Here is a 19633-nt window from a genome sequence, read left to right as displayed (position 1 = left end):
TGAAAGGTTAACAGGCGCTGGTCACTGAAATGGACAGTGAGACACGGAGCATCAGCTATGGATAGAGACGAATACAAGAAGAGTCTTGAAGCAACGTTCAATGATGTTGCGCAGCGCTATGATGAAAATAGATTCTTTGCCATTTCCGCGTCGAAAATGGCTGGCTTGGTTCCGGCTTCCGATCGATTGAATATTCTCGACCTTTCCACAGGTACAGGTGCCGTGGCAATCGAGACTGCCCTCAAACACCGCAGTGCAAGCATCGAGGCTATCGACTTGTCACAGGGGATGCTGGAGATAGCCAAGTCAAAGGCAAGAGATAAAGGTATTACCAATATCGCCTTCAGACAATGCGATGCAGATACTATCGCATATGGCAGTGATAGTTTCGATATCGTCACCTGTGGGTATGGTCTGTTTTTCTATCCCGATATGGAAGCGACTTATCAGGTGATCTGCAATACGATAAAACCTGGTGGAATGTTTATATTTTCATCCTTTACAGAAGAGGCTTTCAATCCCCATGCCGAGCTCTTTCTCAAACGAATTGAGCGCGATTACAAAGTGCAACCACCTTCGCGATTGAGAGAGAGACTCAAGACAAAGCAACAGATCGAGGCGTTGGCAGCCACAAGAAAGTATCACGCTGTTGACGTGATATATGAGCCGATTCGTTACCCGATCAGCATTGCCGATTGGTGGTCATTGCTTAACAGTGCAGGCTTCAAATCACTTCTGGATCAACTGGACGAGCGGCAACTTGAGCGATTTAAAGCGGATCATCTTAAAGAGATTCACAACTCTGCCAACAACGGTACTGTTGAACTGAATGCGGATACGCTATTTGGCGTGGTGAACCTTTGAAGATCGATCCGGTTTATACAACCCTATTATCAGTGATAGAGCAACTCCGCCCAGCGCTCCTGTTCCACCAGAGTGGATTTCTCTTTGTTCCAGGCCTCTTCCGAACCGAATGCGTCCACCATGACTTTGTCGAATACCTGGGCAGCTTTCTCCTGCCCGGCAAGATAGAGATAGGTATTGGGTTCACGGAGTAAGCGAACACACTCCTCGACGTTGTTCTTAAGGCTGTCCTGAAGACCCTCTTCCGCGCCGGAGAGCGGACGGTCTGTCAAAACGCTGAATGCCTTGAAGCTCTGTTCGTCATAAAACTGAGTCAGGTCTTTCTGCTGGTCATTCATGTAGAGTAGATTCATGCCCCCACGATCACCGTAGAAGAGCCTGACATCGCCTTGCCAGCTCCCATGTTGAGCGTAGATCTGACGCACGAAGGCGCGAAACGGGGCGACACCGGTGCCGGTTCCGATCATCAACAGATTGCTCGAGGTATCGGCGGGTATCTTGAACGGGCTGCGATAGGGGCCGGTGATCTTGATCTTATCGCCGACCCGAGCGTCACAGAGATAGTTTGATGCGATCCCCGGGTACTGCTCCCCTGAGATCTCATCCAGATAGAAACAGCGTCTGACCAGCAGTTCCAGTTCGATACTCTGGCTGTTGCCGCTCTCCACCGGATTGGCTATCGAGTAACGGCGATGGTGAAACTCGTTGCCGAACTGGTGCGGACCGGGCACCAAAACGCCAATCGACTGACCGGCCGTATAACGGAATGACGGTTCGTCGATCTTCAGAACGAGTTGGCGAACCTCATCCGTCGTTTCGGGAGTGATGCGTGTGGTTGATTTGAGCGTCGCGACACAACTGCTCTCAAGGTGGATCTCGTCAGCGCTATCAGACATGGTAAATTCCCATAAAAACTATTAATTACAACTAGTTATAGTGTTTGTTCAGTGCAGCATCGTTGCATTATAAAGTGAAATCCATTGATGCTCCAGCATTAGACGTAAGCCAGTTGTCGTCACCGCGATACCGGGTGTTTTAATAACCGGACCCGCAGGGTCGGGGGATTGATTGAGACAGTATGAAATGATATGTGACGAGTGGGGGTCGGATCGGCGAGAATGGACTCATGTCTTTAACCCATACCGAAAATATTGTTGCCGTCACTGTCACCTACAATGTCGGCGGCGAATTTGATAACGCCCTGCGGAGCTATCTGGATCAGGTATCGCAGGTCATCATTGTCGATAACAGCAGCGATGCAGACGCCAGGGAATTGTTGCAGGCCATTGTCAGGTCGGCAGGCGATCGGGTGACACTGATACAAAACGGTCAAAACCTTGGGCTTGGCATGGCGCAGAATATCGGAATCCGTACCGCCCTGGATGCGGGTGCGACCTGGTTGCTGATGATGGATGATGACAGCCATGCTGCACCCGACATGGTATCGACCTTATTGCAGACGGCACAGCGACAAGCGCCGGAAGTCGCAATTCTGGCGCCACGATATGATGAGCAGGGGGTCTCCAGGGAAGCACGCTATGTCACCGCACCACGGGGCGCCTACGGTAGTCCCCGCTTTACCATTCAGGATTTCTCGAACAAATCGATACTCCAACATCTGTATATTGCGATCAGCTCCGGTAGTCTGATCAGGGCATCACTGTTTCGTGAGATAGGCCTTATCCGTGAATCCTTCGACATCGATTATCTCGATGTGGATTTCTGCCTGCGCGCCCTGCGTGGTGGTTACCGGATCGTGGCGGTGGCCGATGCGGTGCTCTACCATCAATTGGGGGCACAGTCGGAACACCGCTTCCTGGGCCGGCGCTTCCTGGCGTGGAATCACTCCGCCACCCGTCGTTATACCATCTATCGCAACCGCACCCGCATCTGGCGCGAAAACCTGTTCGCCTTTCCCGGCTTTGTCCTCTACGATTTTCTCGCCAGTCTGCATGACCTGTTTCGTATCCTGCTGTTCGAAGAGTCGAAGATGAGCAAGCTTTGGGCTGCGACGAAAGGGATGGGTGTAGGCTTATTGGGCGGCGGACTCTGCTACGAAGATTAGCTGCCGCCTGGCACTCTTACATGCGGCCTCAGCCGTTGAAGATATGGACCAGTCAGTGGATGTAAACAAACTTGAGCGTATCGACTTCGATAAGATCGCGTGATTCAGATTAAGGGATTGGCGTTCACTGGCGGTTGGATTGTTTTATTTCCCAAATAACTGCAATCGAAAGAAACCCTCTCCCGATCTCGGAAGAGTCAACTCTTGTGGATGATACCTTATCCGCAGAGTTAAGAACGGAGTGAATGGCCCGGTCGGGCTGAGGCATGGGTCACTTGGTAGCTGCCGGCTTCCGGACAACTGTTCTCCGGCTGCAATCGATACTTGGGCAGCAATGGCGGATAATGACTCTACAGCAACGCCCCATAATCATTCCGGCATTGAAATAAGCGGTCCGGGTTCATCCATTTCGACTATCCTCCCATCCTTGGCAAAGTTGAAGTGCAGCGGTGATTGGGTGATGGGCCACTCCCCCTTGAACGCTATCTGTGCCTGATCTCCTTTGAATACGAGATAGCTGTACTTTCCATAGTGAGGCAGTTTTCTCGCCAGTCGCATGACCGCCGTGTCAGAGTTGCCGGCGACCCACGCCAGGGTCTGGCCGTTCCCCGGATTGCGCCGGCTAAGGACAAAACTGTGATTGCCGGTAGAATATTCGGTATCAGCAAGTTTGATATTCTCAGAATTCAGGGAAAAGGGCAGGTTGGAGAGCTGTTTTACAAACTCATGGTGAAACAGGTTTTCCCGACCGAGCAGCCAAACGGGACGATCCCGAGGCAGCTGCTGCAGCTCACTGTCGAGACGTATATCCGCCTCATCATAGCCGTCGCTCCACTGTTGGGCCAATGCTCGATAGGCCTGCAGCATCCGCTTGTCCGCACTGGCCGGGAGTATGATCAATACCCGTTCGCTGCCAAACAGACGACTCAGGGTCGCCGGGGTTTCCGCGGGATCGAGTTGTCTGAAAAGGTCGAACCAGGGATCGATCTTTAGCTGTTGCGGTTCACCAGTCAGTTCGATTACGAAGGGAGTCTCCCGTTCATGGGTGGAGAGCTTGGTCTGTAAAACACTTCCATCCGTTAGGCCTGTGAGCATGGGAATCTCCAGGGGAAACGGGGCGGAGGCTTGGGTCTGCTGCAAAGTACCGTGGATGCGGAAACCATCCGCCACCCGCTCCACAGCGAGATCACTGACCGCAAGCCGGGGGGCGCCGCTTCTCCCGGTCCATTGTTGGAAAAAAGTATCCAGAGAGTGCCCGACGGCCTCTTCGAAGGCCTGTTTCAGATCGGTATAGCCGGCAGTTTTAAAACGGTTCTCCCGGAAGAAGATCTGCAGACCCTCGATGAAGGCCTGATCGCCAAGATGGCGTCGCAGCATATGAAACAACATCAGGCTCTTGTCATAGCCTACCGCCTGACTGGCGGTTGTATGGCGGGCCTTGAACGCCGTCAGCGGAAAGTCATTCTCGTTACGCACGAAATCGCTATAGCGTTTCAGTGCCGTTCGCCGATGGTTGGCACCCCGTCCCCGCTGTTCGGCCAGCAGATGGTCGGCCAGATAGCTGGTCAATCCCTCTGCCCAGTTACCACTTTGGTATTCGATGTAGACGCTGTTTCCCCACCAGTTGTGAAGGATCTCATGGGGATAGGAGGTGTGCAGGATAAAGGGGAGGCGCAGTACGCGCGGTCCCAACAGGGTGAAGGAGGGCATCCCGTATCCGCTCTCCCAGAAGTTCTCCACCAGCGCGAACTTGGCGTAGGGATAGGGACCGATCAGGGATTGATAGAGACGCAGATAACGCGCAGTGGCCTGCATGTAGCGCTCCGCAATCTCCGGATCCCGCTGGCGCAGATAGACCTGTGCTTCGATACCGTCCGAGGATTTGCGGTAGAGCCGGTAGGGTGCGGCGACCAGATAGATATCATCCTGGGGAGAGTTTTCATGCCAGCGGATCAAGCGTCTCTGCCCCTCTCCGCCTATCTCGGGTCCCTTGCCCTGGCTCACTGCCAGCCAGGATGGGGGGAGATCCACCTGTAGCTCGAAGGTATGAAGTGTATCGGCAAAGTAGGGGTACCAGCCGGTAGCCGCATCCAGATAGACACCCTGTTCCGATATGGTGCCGCGCAGGCGTTCGCTGGCCCGTCCCGGGCTCTCTCTCTGTGTGGTCAGCCGGTGTGCGATCTTCCCGCCATACTCCAGGGTGAAATGGCGTTGATCTTCAGGCATGCTGAGCTGGTATGCGATCAAAGGAGCGCTATCAGAGATCGGTCCGATCTCTTTCAGGGCCACTTCCGCCGTCATGCTGCGTGGGCTGAGACCGCGATGAAGCAGGAATCTCAATCGGCCCTGATGGGCTAGGGTAGGCTGCGTAACGCCACCATCCTGCGGGGAGGCGAGAGAGATTCGATCTGTCACCTGCAGCTGCTGGCTGTTCGGGGTGAGGGAAACCTGCAGCTGATGGTGAATCGTTGCGGCGGCGATAGCCGGTTTGCAAAATAGCGTCAGCCACAGCAGGATGTAACGGATCGTGGATTTATTGGTCATAAGGCGCATTGAGTCAATCGTAATGGGAGAATGTAGTGCTCTATTTTCGTTTGCTGTTTTTTATCCTGGCCTGTGCAATGACAGGTGCCCGGGCTCATGAACCCCCGCCTGACCCAGTGATCGATCTCTCCGCAGTGATCGATGTTTCGAGCCTGATAGAGAAGGTCGCGGACCGACGTGTGGTCTTTGTCGGCGAGTCCCATGATCAGTATCAACACCATCTGAATCAGTTGGCGATCATCAAGGGGCTGCATGCAAAGCACTCAGACCTGGGAATCGGACTGGAGTTCTTTTTTCAGCCCTACCAGGATGTCCTCGACCGCTATATCGCCGGGGAGATCGATGAAGCCGACCTGATTCGGGAGTCGGAGTACTTCGATCGCTGGCGTTTCGATTATCGACTCTACCGGCCTATTTTCCAATATGCCAGGGAGCATGGCATCCCGTTGATCGCCCTCAATCTGGAGAGTGAGATCACCCGGCAGGTGGGAAGGGAAGGAATCGAGAGTTTACCCGAGGAATTGAAACTGAGATTACCCGCCGAGATAGACAGGGATAACGAGGATTACCACAAACGATTGCAGTCGGTCTTCGATGCGCATCCCCATAAAGAGGGGAGGCGTTTTGAAAACTTCCTTGAGGTTCAGCTGCTGTGGGACGAGGGAATGGCGCAACGGGCGGCGGAGTGGATGCAACGGAATCCCGAATCCCACCTGGTTATTCTGGCGGGGGTTGGTCATCTGATGTATGGCGACGGTATTCCCAAGCGGTTGTTGCGCCGTATCGACGCCAGCCAGGCAACCATTCTTAATGTCGATACAGCCACGGAGTTGGATCAGGCGTTAGCGGACTACTTGATTGTGGCCGAGAGACGCTCCCTGCCGCCTACCGGAAAGCTCGGTGTTCTGCTCGATACCACAAGTTCACCCCCCAGTATTAAGGATTTTATCGAGGGCAGTGGTGCCAGGGAAGCGGGTGTGGAGAAATTGGATCGGTTAATATCCATCGATGGACAGCCGATCAAGAGCTATACCGATATCCGTATCGCCCTGATGGATAGAGAGGTTGGGGAAAAGGTCGAGTTGGAAGTGGAGAGAGAGCGGCTGCTTCTTGGTACCATTGTGGAGACCATGCAGGTTACCCTGCGTTGAGCTCTATAGTTGAGATATGAAACGACCCGAACTCCTTTCACCCGCGGGCACACTGAAGAATGCCCGCTATGCCTTTGCCTATGGCGCCGATGCCGTATATGCCGGTTTGCCCCGTTATAGTCTGCGGGTCAGGAACAATGACTTCCTGCAGGACAATCTGGCGATCGGCATCGCCGATGCACACGGCCTGGGACGCCATTTCTACCTGGCCTGCAACGTGATGCCCCACAACGCCAAGCTGAAGACCTTCATCAAGGATCTGGAACCGGTGATAGCCATGGGACCGGATGCCCTGATCATGTCCGATCCGGGATTGATCCTGATGGTCAGGGAGGCCTGGCCGGAGATGCCGGTCCACCTTTCGGTGCAGGCCAACACGGTGAACGCGGAAGCGGTACGATTCTGGCAGCGGCAGGGACTGAGCCGTGTGATCCTCTCCCGGGAGCTTTCCCTGGAGGAGGTGGAGGAGATCAGGCAGACCGTCCCCGATATGGAGCTGGAGGTGTTTATCCACGGTGCGCTCTGTATTGCCTACTCTGGCCGTTGTCTGCTGTCGGGCTACTTCAACCATCGGGATGCCAATCAGGGTACCTGTACAAACAGCTGCCGCTGGGATTACAAGATGTCACAAGCGGTGGAGCCGCCAACCACCGGCACAGGCCCTGCGGGAGTTGCCCGGCACAGCGAGGCCGACCAGGTCTACTACATCGAGGAGAGAGGCAGGCCCGGTGAACCGATGCCGATGTTCGAGGATGAGCACGGCACCTACATCATGAACTCAAGAGACCTGCGCGCAGTTGAGCATGTGGCGCGTTTGGTGGGTATCGGGGTGGATTGCCTGAAAATCGAGGGCCGAACCAAGTCGCACTACTATACCGCCCGCACCACCCAGGTCTACCGGAAGGCGATCGACGATGCTGTTGCCGGACGCCCGTTTCAGGTCGAACTGATGGCCGACCTGGAGAGCCTGGCCAACCGGGGTTATACCGATGGGTTCTATCAGCGTCATGAATCCCAGGAGCTGCAGAACTACCGCTACGGCAGTTCACAGACTGAAAGACAGCAGTTCGTGGGTGAAGTGACCGGTGTCGACAACGGCTCCGGCCTGATCGATCTGGATGTGAAGAACAAGATCCGCGTGGGGGACAGACTGGAACTGATGACGCCTGGAGGAAACCACAGTTTTGTATTAGAGCGTATGGAGGATCAAAACGGCAATGCCATGCAGGAAGCGCCTGGCGGTGGTTATCGGGTTCGTGTGGAACTGCCTACCCGTAAGGTGGAAAACGCCTTGTTGTGTCGTTATCTTGATCCTGTATAGCGACAAATTCCATTTATGAGGGTAGGTCTTCGAGTATGCGTCAACACCCTGCAAGGCGCCCTGTTGGGAATGCCCGCGCTGCTGAGGCTGTTCGATGAATATAAGATTCGCGCCAGTTTCTTTTTCGCCACCGGCGCGGATAAAAGCGGTCGTCGCATCGGTCGCATCCTGCAACCCTGGTATCGCGATCTCGATATCGCCTCACGACTCTACGGCATAGCGCTGCCGCCACCGGTTATTCACCGAAGGGCGGCGGAGGTCATGCGCGCCACGCTGGCGGCCGGCCATGAGACAGGCATCCTCTGTCATGACCGCTCCCGTTGGCTGGATGAGATCGCCCATGCGGACGAAACCTGGACCCGGCAGGAACTGGACAGGGCAATCGACGCCTACACAGACGTGTTCGGTGAAAAACCGACATGCATGGCAGCCGCGGGGTGGCAGATCAATCCCCACCTGCTGGCGCTACAGCAGAACAAGGGCTTTAGATTTGCGAGCGATGTCAGGGGCAGGACCATCTTCTATCCCCGCCTGCAGGGTGTGGAATCGAACTGTCCCCAGATATCAACGACACTGCCGACCCTGAGCGAGTTGCTGGGCCAGGGTGGTGAAATCACAAATCTGAATGTGCATGAGTACCTCTATGCAGAGAGCCAACATATCCTGCCCCATGGTCATGTCTACGCCTGTGACGCGGAGATGGAGGGTATGTCCCATTTGCCGTTGATGGAGAAACTGATTGTGATGTGGAAAGGCATGCAGGGGGGTATTCAACCCCTGGGGCAACTGATCGAGGAAAAGGATTTGCCCCTGCTGCCAATACACCAGGTGGGGTGGGCGCAGGAACAGAGTGGCGACATATATTATGCAACTCAGAGCGTGGAGTTGAAGGGATCTGCAGAAGGGTAGATCCATTCGGATTGATTTTGATCTACTAATCCTGTCACAACGGTAGTTCTATCCATCAAATAAACTACCTTAATGAACACAGAGAAGAGCTCGGTATTGGAAACGGACAGACTGATGCTCCGCCAGTGGCGAGATGAAGATTATCTGCCGTTCGCACGGATCAATGCGGACCCCCGGGTAATGGAATTCTTTCCTCAGCCCCTATCGCGGGTTGAGAGCGATGATCTGGCAAGGAGATGTCGTGATTTGATCGCTCGGAGAGGCTGGGGTTTTTGGGCTGTCGAGTTAAAAGGGCGTAGTGACTTTATCGGCATTGTCGGTCTCAACGAACCACAACATCGTTTGCCATGTTCGCCCTGTATCGAGATCGGATGGCGGCTCTCATTTGGGCATTGGGGCAGGGGTTTTGCCACCGAAGCTGGAACCACAGCATTGCGCTTTGCCTTTGAAGAATTGAATCTGGATGAGGTAGTGGCCTTTACCACATTGATGAACAGACGATCCAGAGAAGTGATGAAGCGGCTTGGTATGGTCAATACGAACCGAGACTTCATTCATCCGGCATTGACGCCTGGCCATCCTCTATCAATGCATGTGTTGTATTCTATTTCCAGGAGCGGATGGAATGAGAGAGAAGAAATAAAGCGTGAAAGTACCCGGTAATAAAAAGGATTTCATGGCATGGCCGCCTCGCTTTTATCTTCTATCTTGGTGGTCTGCTGGTATAGTTAATCTCCATTGAGGAAGTGATGGGACACATCTATACGGTCCTGATAAGTTGCGCAATCATGTTTACGCCACAATCACTCTTCCTCTACATCAAACGACGATTACAGAGCGAATATCCATCCTAAACAGACTTGTAGGGTGCGGCTTGCCGCACCGTATATCTGTCAATAGTCGGTACGGCAAGCGGCACCCTGGGTTTTCGCTTATGCTTTGTCAGCTAATATAGATACAAAAGATCCGCAACCCGATGAGGATATGTGATGCCAGAAAACAGAGTTACCGGCAGTTGTCTATGTGGTGAGGTCAGCTATGCCATCACGGGCAATTTGGGGATATTTCAGTACTGCAATTGTTCCCGCTGCCGAAAGTTCACAGGCAGCGCTTTTTCGTCCAACCTCTTGGTAGCGCCGGATGACTTTGAATGGCTGAAGGGTGAGGAGTTCGTAGGCAGGTACGAACTGGCGGAGGCCAGGCACTTCGCCACATGCTTTTGTGAAAAGTGCGGTTCTTCCCTACCCTGGCTGGCGCAAAGCGGGAAGACAGTTGTGGTGCCGGCAGGGACTCTTGACAGTGATCCGCAAATCAAGCCGATACAGAATATCTATTGCACCTCCCGGGCGGTCTGGTACCAGGATCCGGGTGAACTGCCCTCCTATGATGAATTGCCGATTAAAAAAAAAGGACGTAAAAAGCGTATTAACCACCACAAATACCAACGGGATAACCGAAGTTGTAAATAATGGGTATTCGGCTATATAACAGGATGAGCGAACTAGATTGAACTTTTGATTTAGTCAAAAGGATTCTAAATCAAAAAGCAACTGAGCTATTTTGTATATTTTTGGTTGCCGGGAAACTCATTCCCGATTTAGGGTCTTTTATTATGTTTCGAAGCTCGCTATGGCGGCTCTATCTCTTTCTTGTCTGCTGCTCCGTCGTGCTTATCTCCAGCATGGGGCAATACGTATGGTCAGACGTTAAAAACGAAGAGCTGAGAGAGCTTAACTATCTGCATAGGTTGATTTCAAGATCGGCCCACGATCAATTACGCCTGCAGGCGGCAATGTTGAAAATACTCAGCCGCCGGTTAATCGATATCGGACTATTTGACGATATAAAGAGATCCAAAACGATCATGGATGAGATATTGCAGGATAATCCGGTTTTTATCGCATATGGATTGGCCACCCTGGATGGTGAGCTGGTCATTACCTCCTCTAACCTCAATCCCGATAATCTTCCCAACATACTCGAAAATCCAAAATCCAGGGACAGCTTTTTGCACACCTTGGAAAGAGACAACCTGACGCTTGGCAGGACATATTACTATCAGCCTCTTAGGGAATGGATTATTCCGCTCCGCTATGCGATTCGTGACAAGCAAGACAGGCCGGTAGGTGTAATATCAACTGCAATAACCATTGATGGGGATTTCAATCCTTGGAGGATGATGGATCCAGATGATGATACGTATGTGGTGGTGACGAAAAATGCCACTTCCGATGACGGCTTTTATACACAGTACTCCGATCCATCACTATATCCTATAGGAAATGAGGAATTATATGATGTTGCATATCCCGAAGAGGCGATAAAAGAAATCAAGAGGAATATTATTGGGCAGTCGGGTATGGATATTGAAACTTTTATGCGGAGCGAGAAGATAGTTCAATACGAATTTTACGATCCAATAATTGGTCAATTGTTAATCGACTCGGCGGCCTATAACAACGAATTCGAAATATTTACATCCGTTTCTAGGAAGTACTTATCGATCGTGGAAAAGTTCAAAGCAACATTTCTCAAATACGTCTTTCTGTTTTTTCTTTTTAATCTGGTTCTCTATTATATCGTTCGATATATCGACAAGATTCAGGCTGAGTCAAAAAAGGTTTTGGAATTCCAGGCATGTCACGATCAGCTGACCTCGCTGCCGAATCGTTACTATCTTGAGATGTTTTTCGCTTCATGGCAAAAAAAAAATAGGTGATAGATATTCGGTGTTATATTTGGACTTGGACAATTTTAAGATCATAAATGACCGGTATGGTCATAGCGTAGGCGATAAAATCCTAAATGTGCTGGCCAGGAGATTGTTATCTTACACTCCGCAAGACGCAATGATGATTCGTCAGGGAGGGGATGAATTTATATTTCTGATGCCTTACTTCGATACAAAAAAACTTCACCAATTCGTTGAAACGATTTCTCTCAGGTTAAAAAAGAAAATCAGAGTCGATACATTGGAGTTCTCTCTCAATGGGAGCATCGGTATAGCGGTTTCCGATAAAAGTGGCCATGTATTGGATGAACTCTTACGCAAAGCCGATTTAGCCATGTATGAAGCCAAGCGATCTCATGAAAACTATGTTTTCTATTCAGACAGGCTACAGGAGATCAGCAATGAGCGTGCGCAGATTGAGGAAGCTTTGCAAAATGCCCTGGAATACAAAGAAATGTACATGGTATACCAGCCTCAAATAGACGCAGAAAGCGGGCATGTGATTGGTGTCGAAGCACTGATTCGCTGGGTGCACCCAACGCTTGGTGTAGTGCCGCCCCATAAATTTATTTCCGTCGCAGAATCAACCGGGCAGATAAATCCTATTGGGGACTATGTTATTGATACGGTTTTTCGAGAATTTAAAGAGATCCAGTCAATATGGCAATCGCTAAGGGTTTCAGTAAACGTTTCAGTGAAACAGCTCCTACGAAACGATTTTCACAGCTATTTGAATAGCAAGTCGGCCGAGTATGGCATTTCCCCATCCAGGTTGGTTGTTGAAATTACTGAAAGCCTCTTTATCGAAGATTTTGACCAGATTCAAGCCCTGCTGACACAAATCAGGAATGATGGCTATACAATTGCACTCGATGATTTTGGAACCGGTTACTCTTCATTGAGTGTACTGCGAAGGCTGCCTATTGACGTGGTTAAAATAGACAAGAGTTTTATCCATGACATTCTGACCGATAGTCATGACATTGCCCTGGTCAAAAGTATTATCGGTATAGGTAAAAGCCTCAATATTCCAACCTTGGCAGAAGGCGTGGAAGAACTTGAACAGGTTGTATTGTTGGAATTGTATGGCTGTGATCTCTTTCAGGGATTTTTTTTCGCCAAGCCGATGAACATGCAAAGCCTGCATAGCTTTTTGGTTAATTATACACCGCAGAAATATCTTAAGAGTAAAGATATGATGGTTTGACGGTAAATATTGCAAGTTTAGAACGTCTGGAATTCATCCGGACAGCAGTATTAACGCCGAGCATTTCAACTTTAATAATCACAATAAATACTGAAAGTTGAGAAAATCACCTCGGTTCTCCACGCCTATTATCATTGATGAAGACTTTATGAGATATATAACTTCAAATTACAATGCGCAGGCTGTGAGCCATATTTTCAATGCCCAGCGATTCGCGATCTATAAATCCAACTCGGGCATTGCCTCGATCAAATAGGGCTTCGCATGCAGATAGTGGGTGGTTTTGCGCTTGTTTTCGATGTCCTGGTAAACGAATTTCGCCTGCTCTTCCGTGATGCCGAGCATCTCTGCCAACTCGTTGGTGGGGGCGCCGATGTTGTGGGCCCACAACGCCTTGTCCATCTCCTGATAGGGAAGGGCGAAGTAGAACTCATCCTGTCCCTGGGGCAGGCTGTAGGTATCGGTGGTCGGGGTCGCATTGCAGATTGAGTCGGGCAGGCCGAGGTGTTCCGCCAGTGCGTAGACCTGGGTCTTGTAAAGATGGGCGATCGGTTTCAGGTCAGCGGAACCATCACCATTTTTCACGAAGAAGCCCTGGTCGTATTCGAGCCGGTTGGGTGTGCCGATTACCGCATAATTCAACCTGTCTGCATGGTAGTACTCGATGGTCTTTCGAATGCGCTGTTTGTAGTTGGTGGCGGCCACAATCTGCAGGTACTCCCTGAGGTCGAGGCGTTTTTCGAACTGCTGACCCTGCGGGTCCTGGACCACCAGCGAGAAGTGGTTGACCTGTCCGTCCAGACCCCCCTTAATGACGATCTTGTTTTTCCAGCCGTCGGCATACTCGGGGAATGTTTTCACAATCGCCTCGTCACGGGCCTGGTAACAACCGATGGCCTCCAGGGTCGCGGCGATGTTGTGGGTGGCATGATCCACGCCCAGGTGCGCTATCAACTGGCTGCCGCGGGATTGTGTATCCTGGGCCGAATCGATTTCCGGCAATTGAATGAAAAAGGCCTTTTTCGGGCCAAAGGCCTTGACCGCCAGGGCCGCTGAGACAGAACTGTCTATTCCCCCCGATACCGCGACCACAACGCCGCGACGGCGCAGCCTGGTACGCATGATATCCCGCATGGATTCACAGATTCTTTCGACCTCTTTGTCCCGGTCGAAATCGAGGATTTCAGCTTCGTACCGTTCTGCTAATGTTGGCATTATTTTCTCCGGATAGATTCTGCTCGGTATTATTAATTATGGTTCGCGGCGTCCGATTAGGATGTACTTGCATTCAAAATATTATCCCACTTTGGCATGATCAGGCGAAGCTTTAAAAAGACATCTATTTCAGCAGGAACTTCTTTATCTTGCCTGAAGCCGTTTTTGGCAGCTCTTCGATAAACTCTATGAACTTTGGGATTTTATAAATAGCCAGATTGTTCTTACAGTGGCGCTGAATGTTTCTCTGTTTCAATTCGCTGCCCTTTTTCAGCACGACATAGGCCTTGATGATCTCCCCAAGCATCTCATCGGGACTGCCGATCACAGCCACCTCGTGCACCTCCTCCAGCTCCTGGATCACCTCTTCGATCTCCTTCGGGCTGATACGGTTGGCGCCGCTCTTGATCATATCGGATGAACGTCCGTCGATATAGAGATAGCCGTCGGCGTCGGTATGCGCCAGGTCGCCGGTATACAGCCAGCCGTCCTTGAGGACTTGGTCGGTCCTCTCCTCGTCCTTCCAATATCCCTGCATGATGTTTTCACCGCTGGCGCATATTTCACCTGTCTCACCGGGCGCTGTGACCTCACCTGTTTTGTTCCTGACCTCAATAGTTGTATTTGGGATAGCGATGCCGATCGAGCCCCGCTTTTTCTCCAACATACCAGGAGGCAGGTAGGTGAGACGTGCACTGGCCTCGGTCAGCCCATACATGATGAATAGCTCAGTATGGGGCAGGGCAGTACTCAGTCTGTCAGCCAGCGCGGGCGCCAAGGGTCCCCCGGCCTGCGTGATATAGCGCAGTTTTGATAGGTCATAATCACCGATGTTGACCCTGCTGAGCAGCAATGCGAAGGTTGAGGGTACGCCGGAAAAACCGCTCACTGCCTCCTCTGACATCTTCTCCATGACGCGATGGGGATAGAGCAGGCTGTTCTCCAGAATCATTGACCCTCCAATCGCAAGGTGGGTGTGCAGAACGGAGTTGCCATAGGAGTAGTAGAAGGGCAGCACATTGAGAATGCTGTCCTCGGCTCTTAGATCAAGATAGGCCAGGATGGATTCGATGTTGGCGCAGAGGTTGCCATGGCTGAGGGTGACGCCCTTGGGATTGCCGGTGGTGCCCGAGGTATAGATGATCGAGGCCAGGTCCGACCGGCCCGGCAACATTTTCGGATTGGCCGGTTCCAAGTCGACTATCCGTTGCCAATCCACGGTGATGTTGTCTGACTCTCCGGTGTCATCGCTGCCCACATCAATCAGTGTGAACTCCCCGCCGGCCTCGTATACATCTTTGTATTCCGGGTGTTGCAGGTCCATGAACAGCCACTTGGCATCCGAGTGCGTTACCCAGTTGATGATATCCTTGGCTTTCGCCTGGGTGTTGAGTGCGACGGTGACTCCGCCTGCTGACCAGATTCCGTAGAAGATAGCGGCATATTCCGCCGAGTTGGCGACGACCATGGCGACCCGGTCACCCTTCTGCAAGCCCGACGACATCAGGTAATGACTGACTTTTCCGACGAGATCGGATAGCACCTGGTAAGAGACCCGCTGTGTGCTGTCGGCAACGGCGAGCGAGTCAGGATGTTTTGCAACACTCTCTCTGAAGCGATTGACCAGGGTAGCCTGCATTGAGGTCACTTCACTGCCTTTTTCTTCCGATAAATGCAACGATGTTTTTAACGGAATCGAGATTCTCCGGCACCATTTCGGTATCTTCAACCTTGATCCCGAATTCATCTTCCAGAAAATAGATGACTTCCAAGATACCGGTTGAATCCAGGATGCCCTTGTCCAGGAAGGAATCCGCGCTGTCTAATGCGGATTGGTCCTCGGTGAACAGGTAATTTTCAAGTATGTAGTTTCTGATTGTTGCTTCTGTTGACATGAAATTTCCCAAATGTTCTGACAGTTTGATACTGAGACTAATGCTCGCCATTCAGTATGTCGACTGATCAGTGAACTTGTTTAGTCCAAGGGTCAGTATTGTAAAGTGGCCAGTTTAAATGAAACAGGTAATTTTTCACTCATATTTATACACAGATCCTGTCAGGTCTTTGTGTCCCTCAGTGATATATATTTATACAACAGGTTTGATGTGAATGAGTATTAACCGTCCTGTCAGGTTTCAATTGCCGCTTGTTCAATGAACAGCTCATCCACCAGCATACTGGAGAGGATACCCACAAAGGCCATGTTGTCGGCGAATCCCAGAGCCTTGCCCCGGGCGCATTTTTTCAACAGCAGATTGACGGTTTTCGGATTATAGTATCCCGCTTTCCGGATCCGTTCCTCACTCAACAGGTAGGCGACATATTCCAGCGGGGTCTCGCCGTCGAAGAAGGATTGACTGTCCGGTGCGCGATAGGGTTGTTTGCTGCGGTTTCTGATGCTTTCCGGTATCAGTCCCTGCATCGTCTGCTTGAGCATATATTTTTCATTCAACCCCATGATCTTGTAGCGGCTGGGGAGGGTTGCCGCAAACTCTATCACCCGGTGGTCGAGGAAGGGGTATCGGCCTTCGATGGAGTTGGCCATCGCCACTCGGTCTCCCTGAGAGCTCAGCAGATAACCGGATAACAGGGTATTGGCTTCGATGTACTGATCACGGTTGAGGGATTTCCAGGCGTCGATCTCCGCCGGCAGAATGCGATTGATGGCGTCAAAAGCTATCGGTTTGACGGCTGCCCGTGCCTCATCGGAAAAGAACTGCATGATGCGCTGGGTCGTGGCCCAACGCGGTATATGGGCAAAATAGGGCTTGTCGAGATGTTCCATGCCCTGTTGAAAGAAACGTTTGGAAAAGGCCCCGCTGGTGGTGGGCGAATGTTTCAGGTAGGGGTAGAGGCGCTGCAGGATCAGGGGGCGCCACTCTGAATCCGGGGCATGGCTCCAGAAACGCCTTACCTTGGCCTCTTTGAAGATATCGTAGCCGCCGAATACCTCATCCGCCCCTTCGCCGGTCAGGACAACCTTGTACCCGGCCTCGCGAACCGCGCCGGAGAGGAGCATCAGCGGAGTTGGCGCGGTCCTGACGATCGCAGACTCGGTATGGGAGATGACCCTTGGAAAGGCGGTCCCGATATCCGAGCGCTTGCACAGTACATGGGTATGATTGGTGCCCAGATAGTCGACCAGGTCTTTTTGAAAACCGCTCTCGTCGAACTCTTCATCCTCGAATCCGATGGAGAAGGTCCTGAGCGGTGTATCGGTGAAGTTCTTGATCAGGGAAGTCAGCACCGAGGAATCCAGGCCGCCACTGAGGTAGGCACCCACCGGTACATCGGAGCGTAGCTGCAGCCGCACCGAGTCGATCATCAACGCCTTCAGCTCCTCACTCCACTCCGCCACGGATTTGTGCTGATCGATCTGCTCGTTGGGATAGGTCCAATCCCAATATCTGGAGAGGCTCTTAACGCCATTTTCGATCACCATCAGGTGACCGGGGGGGACAACCTCCACCGACTCGAAGAGCGAGTGAGGAGGCAGGGTTGTCCAGAAGGTAAACACTTCCTGCAAAGCGGTCAGATTGATCTGGCGTGGAATAGCGGGGTGAGCGAACAGGGACTTTACCTCCGAGGCGAAATAGAGCCGGCCTCCGGTTTCGACGGTGAACAGCGGGCGAATCCCCGTTCTGTCCCTGGCGAGTATCAGTTTCTGCCTGGTGCGGTCCCACAGGGCGATGGCGAACTGCCCGTTCAGATGGTCGACGAACTTCTCTGCATACTCTTCATAGAGGTGGACGATGACTTCGGTGTCTGAGTGGGTGTAGAAGCGGTGTCCCTGCTGCTTGAGCTGAGCGGTCAGTTCAACGTAGTTGAAGATCTCCCCATTGAAGACCACCTGCACTGACTGATCCTCATTGTGGATCGGCTGGTCGCCCCCCGCCAGGTCGATGATGCTGAGACGGGCGTGGGCCAGCCCCACTCTGTCATGACAGTAGTAGCCGTAACCGTCTGGGCCGCGGTGATGGACAGTGTGTATCATGCCCTCGAGTTCGCTTCTGGAGGGTGGAATGCCGTCTTTGAGATTTAAGATGCCTGCAATACCGCACATAGTATTTGTTACTGTTTTATGTTGTTTTAATCCAAGTCCTGGCCTTGCAAAATCGGGGCGATAAGGGGGAACCGCTCAATAGTCGACACGCTTGTCACTCGTCTGCCACTGCCTGAACAGGGCGAGACTGCGTTCCCTGAGAAGTTGTTGGGTGGCCATGGCTCTTCCATCCCTCGGCTTGTGCAATTCAGCCTGTATGAAACTGTCGTTAAAACCGATGGCAGCGGCGTCATCCGCCTCAGCGGCATAGACCAGACGATCTATATGGGCCCAGTAGGCGGCGCTCAGGCACATCGGGCAGGGTTCACAGGTGGTATAGAGTACACTGCCGGTCAGGTGATAGCTCGCAGCATGAGAGCAGGCCTCGCGTATCGCCACTATTTCCGCATGCGCGGTGGGATCGTTGCGCTTGATTACCTGATTCCAGCCACGCCCGATAATCCGGCCATCCATGACCACCACCGCGCCGAAGGGACCGCCATCGCCCTGCTCGATGCCCCGTTGCGCAAGCTTCAGCGCCTCGGTCATGAATGTCTCGTCCTGATGATCCATCCTGTCTACTCCCAGCGAAAGGTTTTTGAACCTATGATGACAAAGCATAAGGTAAATAGCGTGAGGATGAACAGCTGGGAAGCCACATCCATAAATCCTGCACCCTCGATCATGACCACCCGGGCAGCATCCACCATGTGGGTCAATGGCAGGGCCAGTGCCAGGTTCTGCACAAACGGATGTGAGCCTTCCAGCGAGAACCAGACCCCCGACAGCAACATCATGGGCCAGCTCATCAGATTCAGCAGCCCGTTTGCCGCTTCTTCGCTGGTGATGCGGGCCGCCACCAGCAGCCCGACGCTGATCATGCTGAGCGCACCGAGAATGAGGATCAGAAAGAGCAGCCAGTAGGAACCGACCATGCGGAAATCCACCACCAGGTCAGTCCCCACATAGACCAGCACGGTGACCGCTACGATCATCAACAGGCGCGATGCAATCTGTGCCGATATAAACTCGAAGGCGCTGAGCGGGGTTGCCCGCAACCGTTTCAAGACGCCATTTTTTCGATACCTGACAATGACGTAGCCTACGCCGAACAGGGCGCTGAACATGATGTTCATGCCCAGGACACCGGGAATGACCCAATCCACATAGCGTATCTCCGACCCGCTGAGCGTCTCGCGCTGCAGCCCGTAGGGCGACAACAGCTGCTCAAGCAGGTAACCCTTGGGCGAGGTGCTGTTGACCCAATATCGGTTGCTTTGCAGGTCCAGCAACAGATCTATCTGGTGCCTGTCCACCTTGTCGATCATCCTGCTCAGGTCATCCACCGGGATGAAATCCACATACCGGGTCTTCAGGAAATCATCCACGCTCTGATTCTGTTCAGGATCCCCATACAGTCCAACCTTGTAGAGTTCCTCCTGTCCGGTGGTGAATGCAAAGGCGAAACCCATCACGATCAATACCGGCATGATCAGGTTCCAGCCGAGTGCGGTGTGGTCTCGCAGGAACTCCAGGTTGCGTGCTTGCAGGGCAGCCAGAAAGCGACGAAGCGACATAGTGAGA

Annotated in this window: 17 protein-coding genes; 9 read left to right on the top strand and 8 right to left on the bottom strand. The window is 52.3% G+C overall.

Translation table 11 applies throughout. The annotated features are described in order from the left end of the window. The first annotated feature begins 57 nt into the window (after window positions 1-57). Window positions 58-864, top strand: coding sequence for a class I SAM-dependent methyltransferase (locus AB8516_RS06235; protein WP_369159094.1), 807 nt, complete (start codon window positions 58-60; stop codon window positions 862-864). A gap of 29 nt (window positions 865-893) precedes the next feature. Here the strand turns inward: AB8516_RS06235 and AB8516_RS06230 are convergent, their stop codons facing one another. Next, complete coding sequence (locus tag AB8516_RS06230) at window positions 894-1760, bottom strand: FAD-binding oxidoreductase (RefSeq protein WP_369159092.1); 867 nt, start codon at window positions 1758-1760, stop codon at window positions 894-896. A gap of 230 nt (window positions 1761-1990) precedes the next feature. On the opposite strand from AB8516_RS06230, the gene AB8516_RS06225 reads away from it, so the two are divergent. Next, window positions 1991-2929, top strand: a complete 939-nt coding sequence (locus tag AB8516_RS06225) for a glycosyltransferase family 2 protein (RefSeq protein ID WP_369159090.1) — start codon at window positions 1991-1993, stop codon at window positions 2927-2929. A gap of 369 nt (window positions 2930-3298) precedes the next feature. Here AB8516_RS06225 and AB8516_RS06220 read toward each other — a convergent pair whose 3' ends face one another. Beyond that, on the bottom strand, window positions 3299-5482 hold the full coding sequence (locus tag AB8516_RS06220) for a M1 family metallopeptidase (RefSeq protein WP_369159088.1): 2184 nt from the start codon (window positions 5480-5482) through the stop codon (window positions 3299-3301). 26 nt (window positions 5483-5508) lie between these two features. Between AB8516_RS06220 and AB8516_RS06215 the strand changes: the two genes are divergently transcribed. The 7 genes from AB8516_RS06215 (at window position 5509) to AB8516_RS06185 (ending at window position 12792) form a co-directional block, all read left to right on the top strand. Next, window positions 5509-6624 carry a ChaN family lipoprotein gene (locus tag AB8516_RS06215; RefSeq protein WP_369159086.1) on the top strand — a complete coding sequence of 372 codons (1116 nt, stop codon included), beginning with the start codon at window positions 5509-5511 and terminating at the stop codon, window positions 6622-6624. 16 nt (window positions 6625-6640) lie between these two features. Further along, the gene (gene yegQ, locus AB8516_RS06210; protein ID WP_369159084.1) at window positions 6641-7945 is read left to right on the top strand and encodes a tRNA 5-hydroxyuridine modification protein YegQ; all 1305 of its coding nucleotides are present in this window, start codon (window positions 6641-6643) and stop codon (window positions 7943-7945) included. A 15-nt stretch (window positions 7946-7960) separates the two neighbouring features. After that, window positions 7961-8854, top strand: a complete 894-nt coding sequence (locus AB8516_RS06205) for a polysaccharide deacetylase family protein (RefSeq protein WP_369159082.1) — start codon at window positions 7961-7963, stop codon at window positions 8852-8854. Window positions 8855-8926: 72 nt separating this feature from the next. Continuing rightward, a complete protein-coding gene (locus AB8516_RS06200) occupies window positions 8927-9517 on the top strand; it encodes a GNAT family N-acetyltransferase (RefSeq protein WP_369159080.1) in 591 nt (196 codons plus the stop codon). Between the two features lie 326 nt (window positions 9518-9843). Beyond that, window positions 9844-10323: a GFA family protein gene (locus tag AB8516_RS06195; RefSeq protein ID WP_369159078.1), complete on the top strand. Its 480-nt coding sequence runs from the start codon at window positions 9844-9846 to the stop codon at window positions 10321-10323. 212 nt (window positions 10324-10535) lie between these two features. Beyond that, window positions 10536-11573: a PDC sensor domain-containing protein gene (locus tag AB8516_RS06190; protein ID WP_369159076.1), complete on the top strand. Its 1038-nt coding sequence runs from the start codon at window positions 10536-10538 to the stop codon at window positions 11571-11573. Window positions 11574-11583: 10 nt separating this feature from the next. Next, window positions 11584-12792 carry a putative bifunctional diguanylate cyclase/phosphodiesterase gene (locus AB8516_RS06185; RefSeq protein ID WP_369159074.1) on the top strand — a complete coding sequence of 403 codons (1209 nt, stop codon included), beginning with the start codon at window positions 11584-11586 and terminating at the stop codon, window positions 12790-12792. A gap of 219 nt (window positions 12793-13011) precedes the next feature. Here AB8516_RS06185 and nadE read toward each other — a convergent pair whose 3' ends face one another. From nadE to AB8516_RS06155, 6 genes are all read right to left on the bottom strand, one after another. After that, window positions 13012-14007: an NAD(+) synthase gene (gene nadE, locus AB8516_RS06180; protein ID WP_369159072.1), complete on the bottom strand. Its 996-nt coding sequence runs from the start codon at window positions 14005-14007 to the stop codon at window positions 13012-13014. Between the two features lie 124 nt (window positions 14008-14131). Further along, window positions 14132-15646, bottom strand: a complete 1515-nt coding sequence (locus AB8516_RS06175; protein ID WP_369159070.1) for a class I adenylate-forming enzyme family protein — start codon at window positions 15644-15646, stop codon at window positions 14132-14134. Window positions 15647-15656: 10 nt separating this feature from the next. Further along, window positions 15657-15902, bottom strand: coding sequence for an acyl carrier protein (locus AB8516_RS06170; protein WP_108291784.1), 246 nt, complete (start codon window positions 15900-15902; stop codon window positions 15657-15659). Between the two features lie 233 nt (window positions 15903-16135). Next, window positions 16136-18070, bottom strand: coding sequence for an asparagine synthase (glutamine-hydrolyzing) (gene asnB, locus AB8516_RS06165; RefSeq protein WP_369159067.1), 1935 nt, complete (start codon window positions 18068-18070; stop codon window positions 16136-16138). Window positions 18071-18145: 75 nt separating this feature from the next. Further along, a complete protein-coding gene (locus tag AB8516_RS06160; RefSeq protein WP_369159065.1) occupies window positions 18146-18622 on the bottom strand; it encodes a nucleoside deaminase in 477 nt (158 codons plus the stop codon). Window positions 18623-18627: 5 nt separating this feature from the next. Then, window positions 18628-19626 (bottom strand): ABC transporter permease, encoded by a 999-nt coding sequence (locus AB8516_RS06155; RefSeq protein WP_369159063.1) that lies wholly within the window; start codon window positions 19624-19626, stop codon window positions 18628-18630. Window positions 19627-19633 lie beyond the last annotated feature (7 nt).

This window comes from Candidatus Thiodiazotropha sp. LNASS1 (assembly GCF_964212655.1).
GTDB lineage: Bacteria > Pseudomonadota > Gammaproteobacteria > Chromatiales > Chromatiaceae > Thiodiazotropha.
The sequence above is the reverse complement of the archived record's forward strand: the minus strand, read 5'-3'. Positions and strand labels throughout refer to the sequence as shown.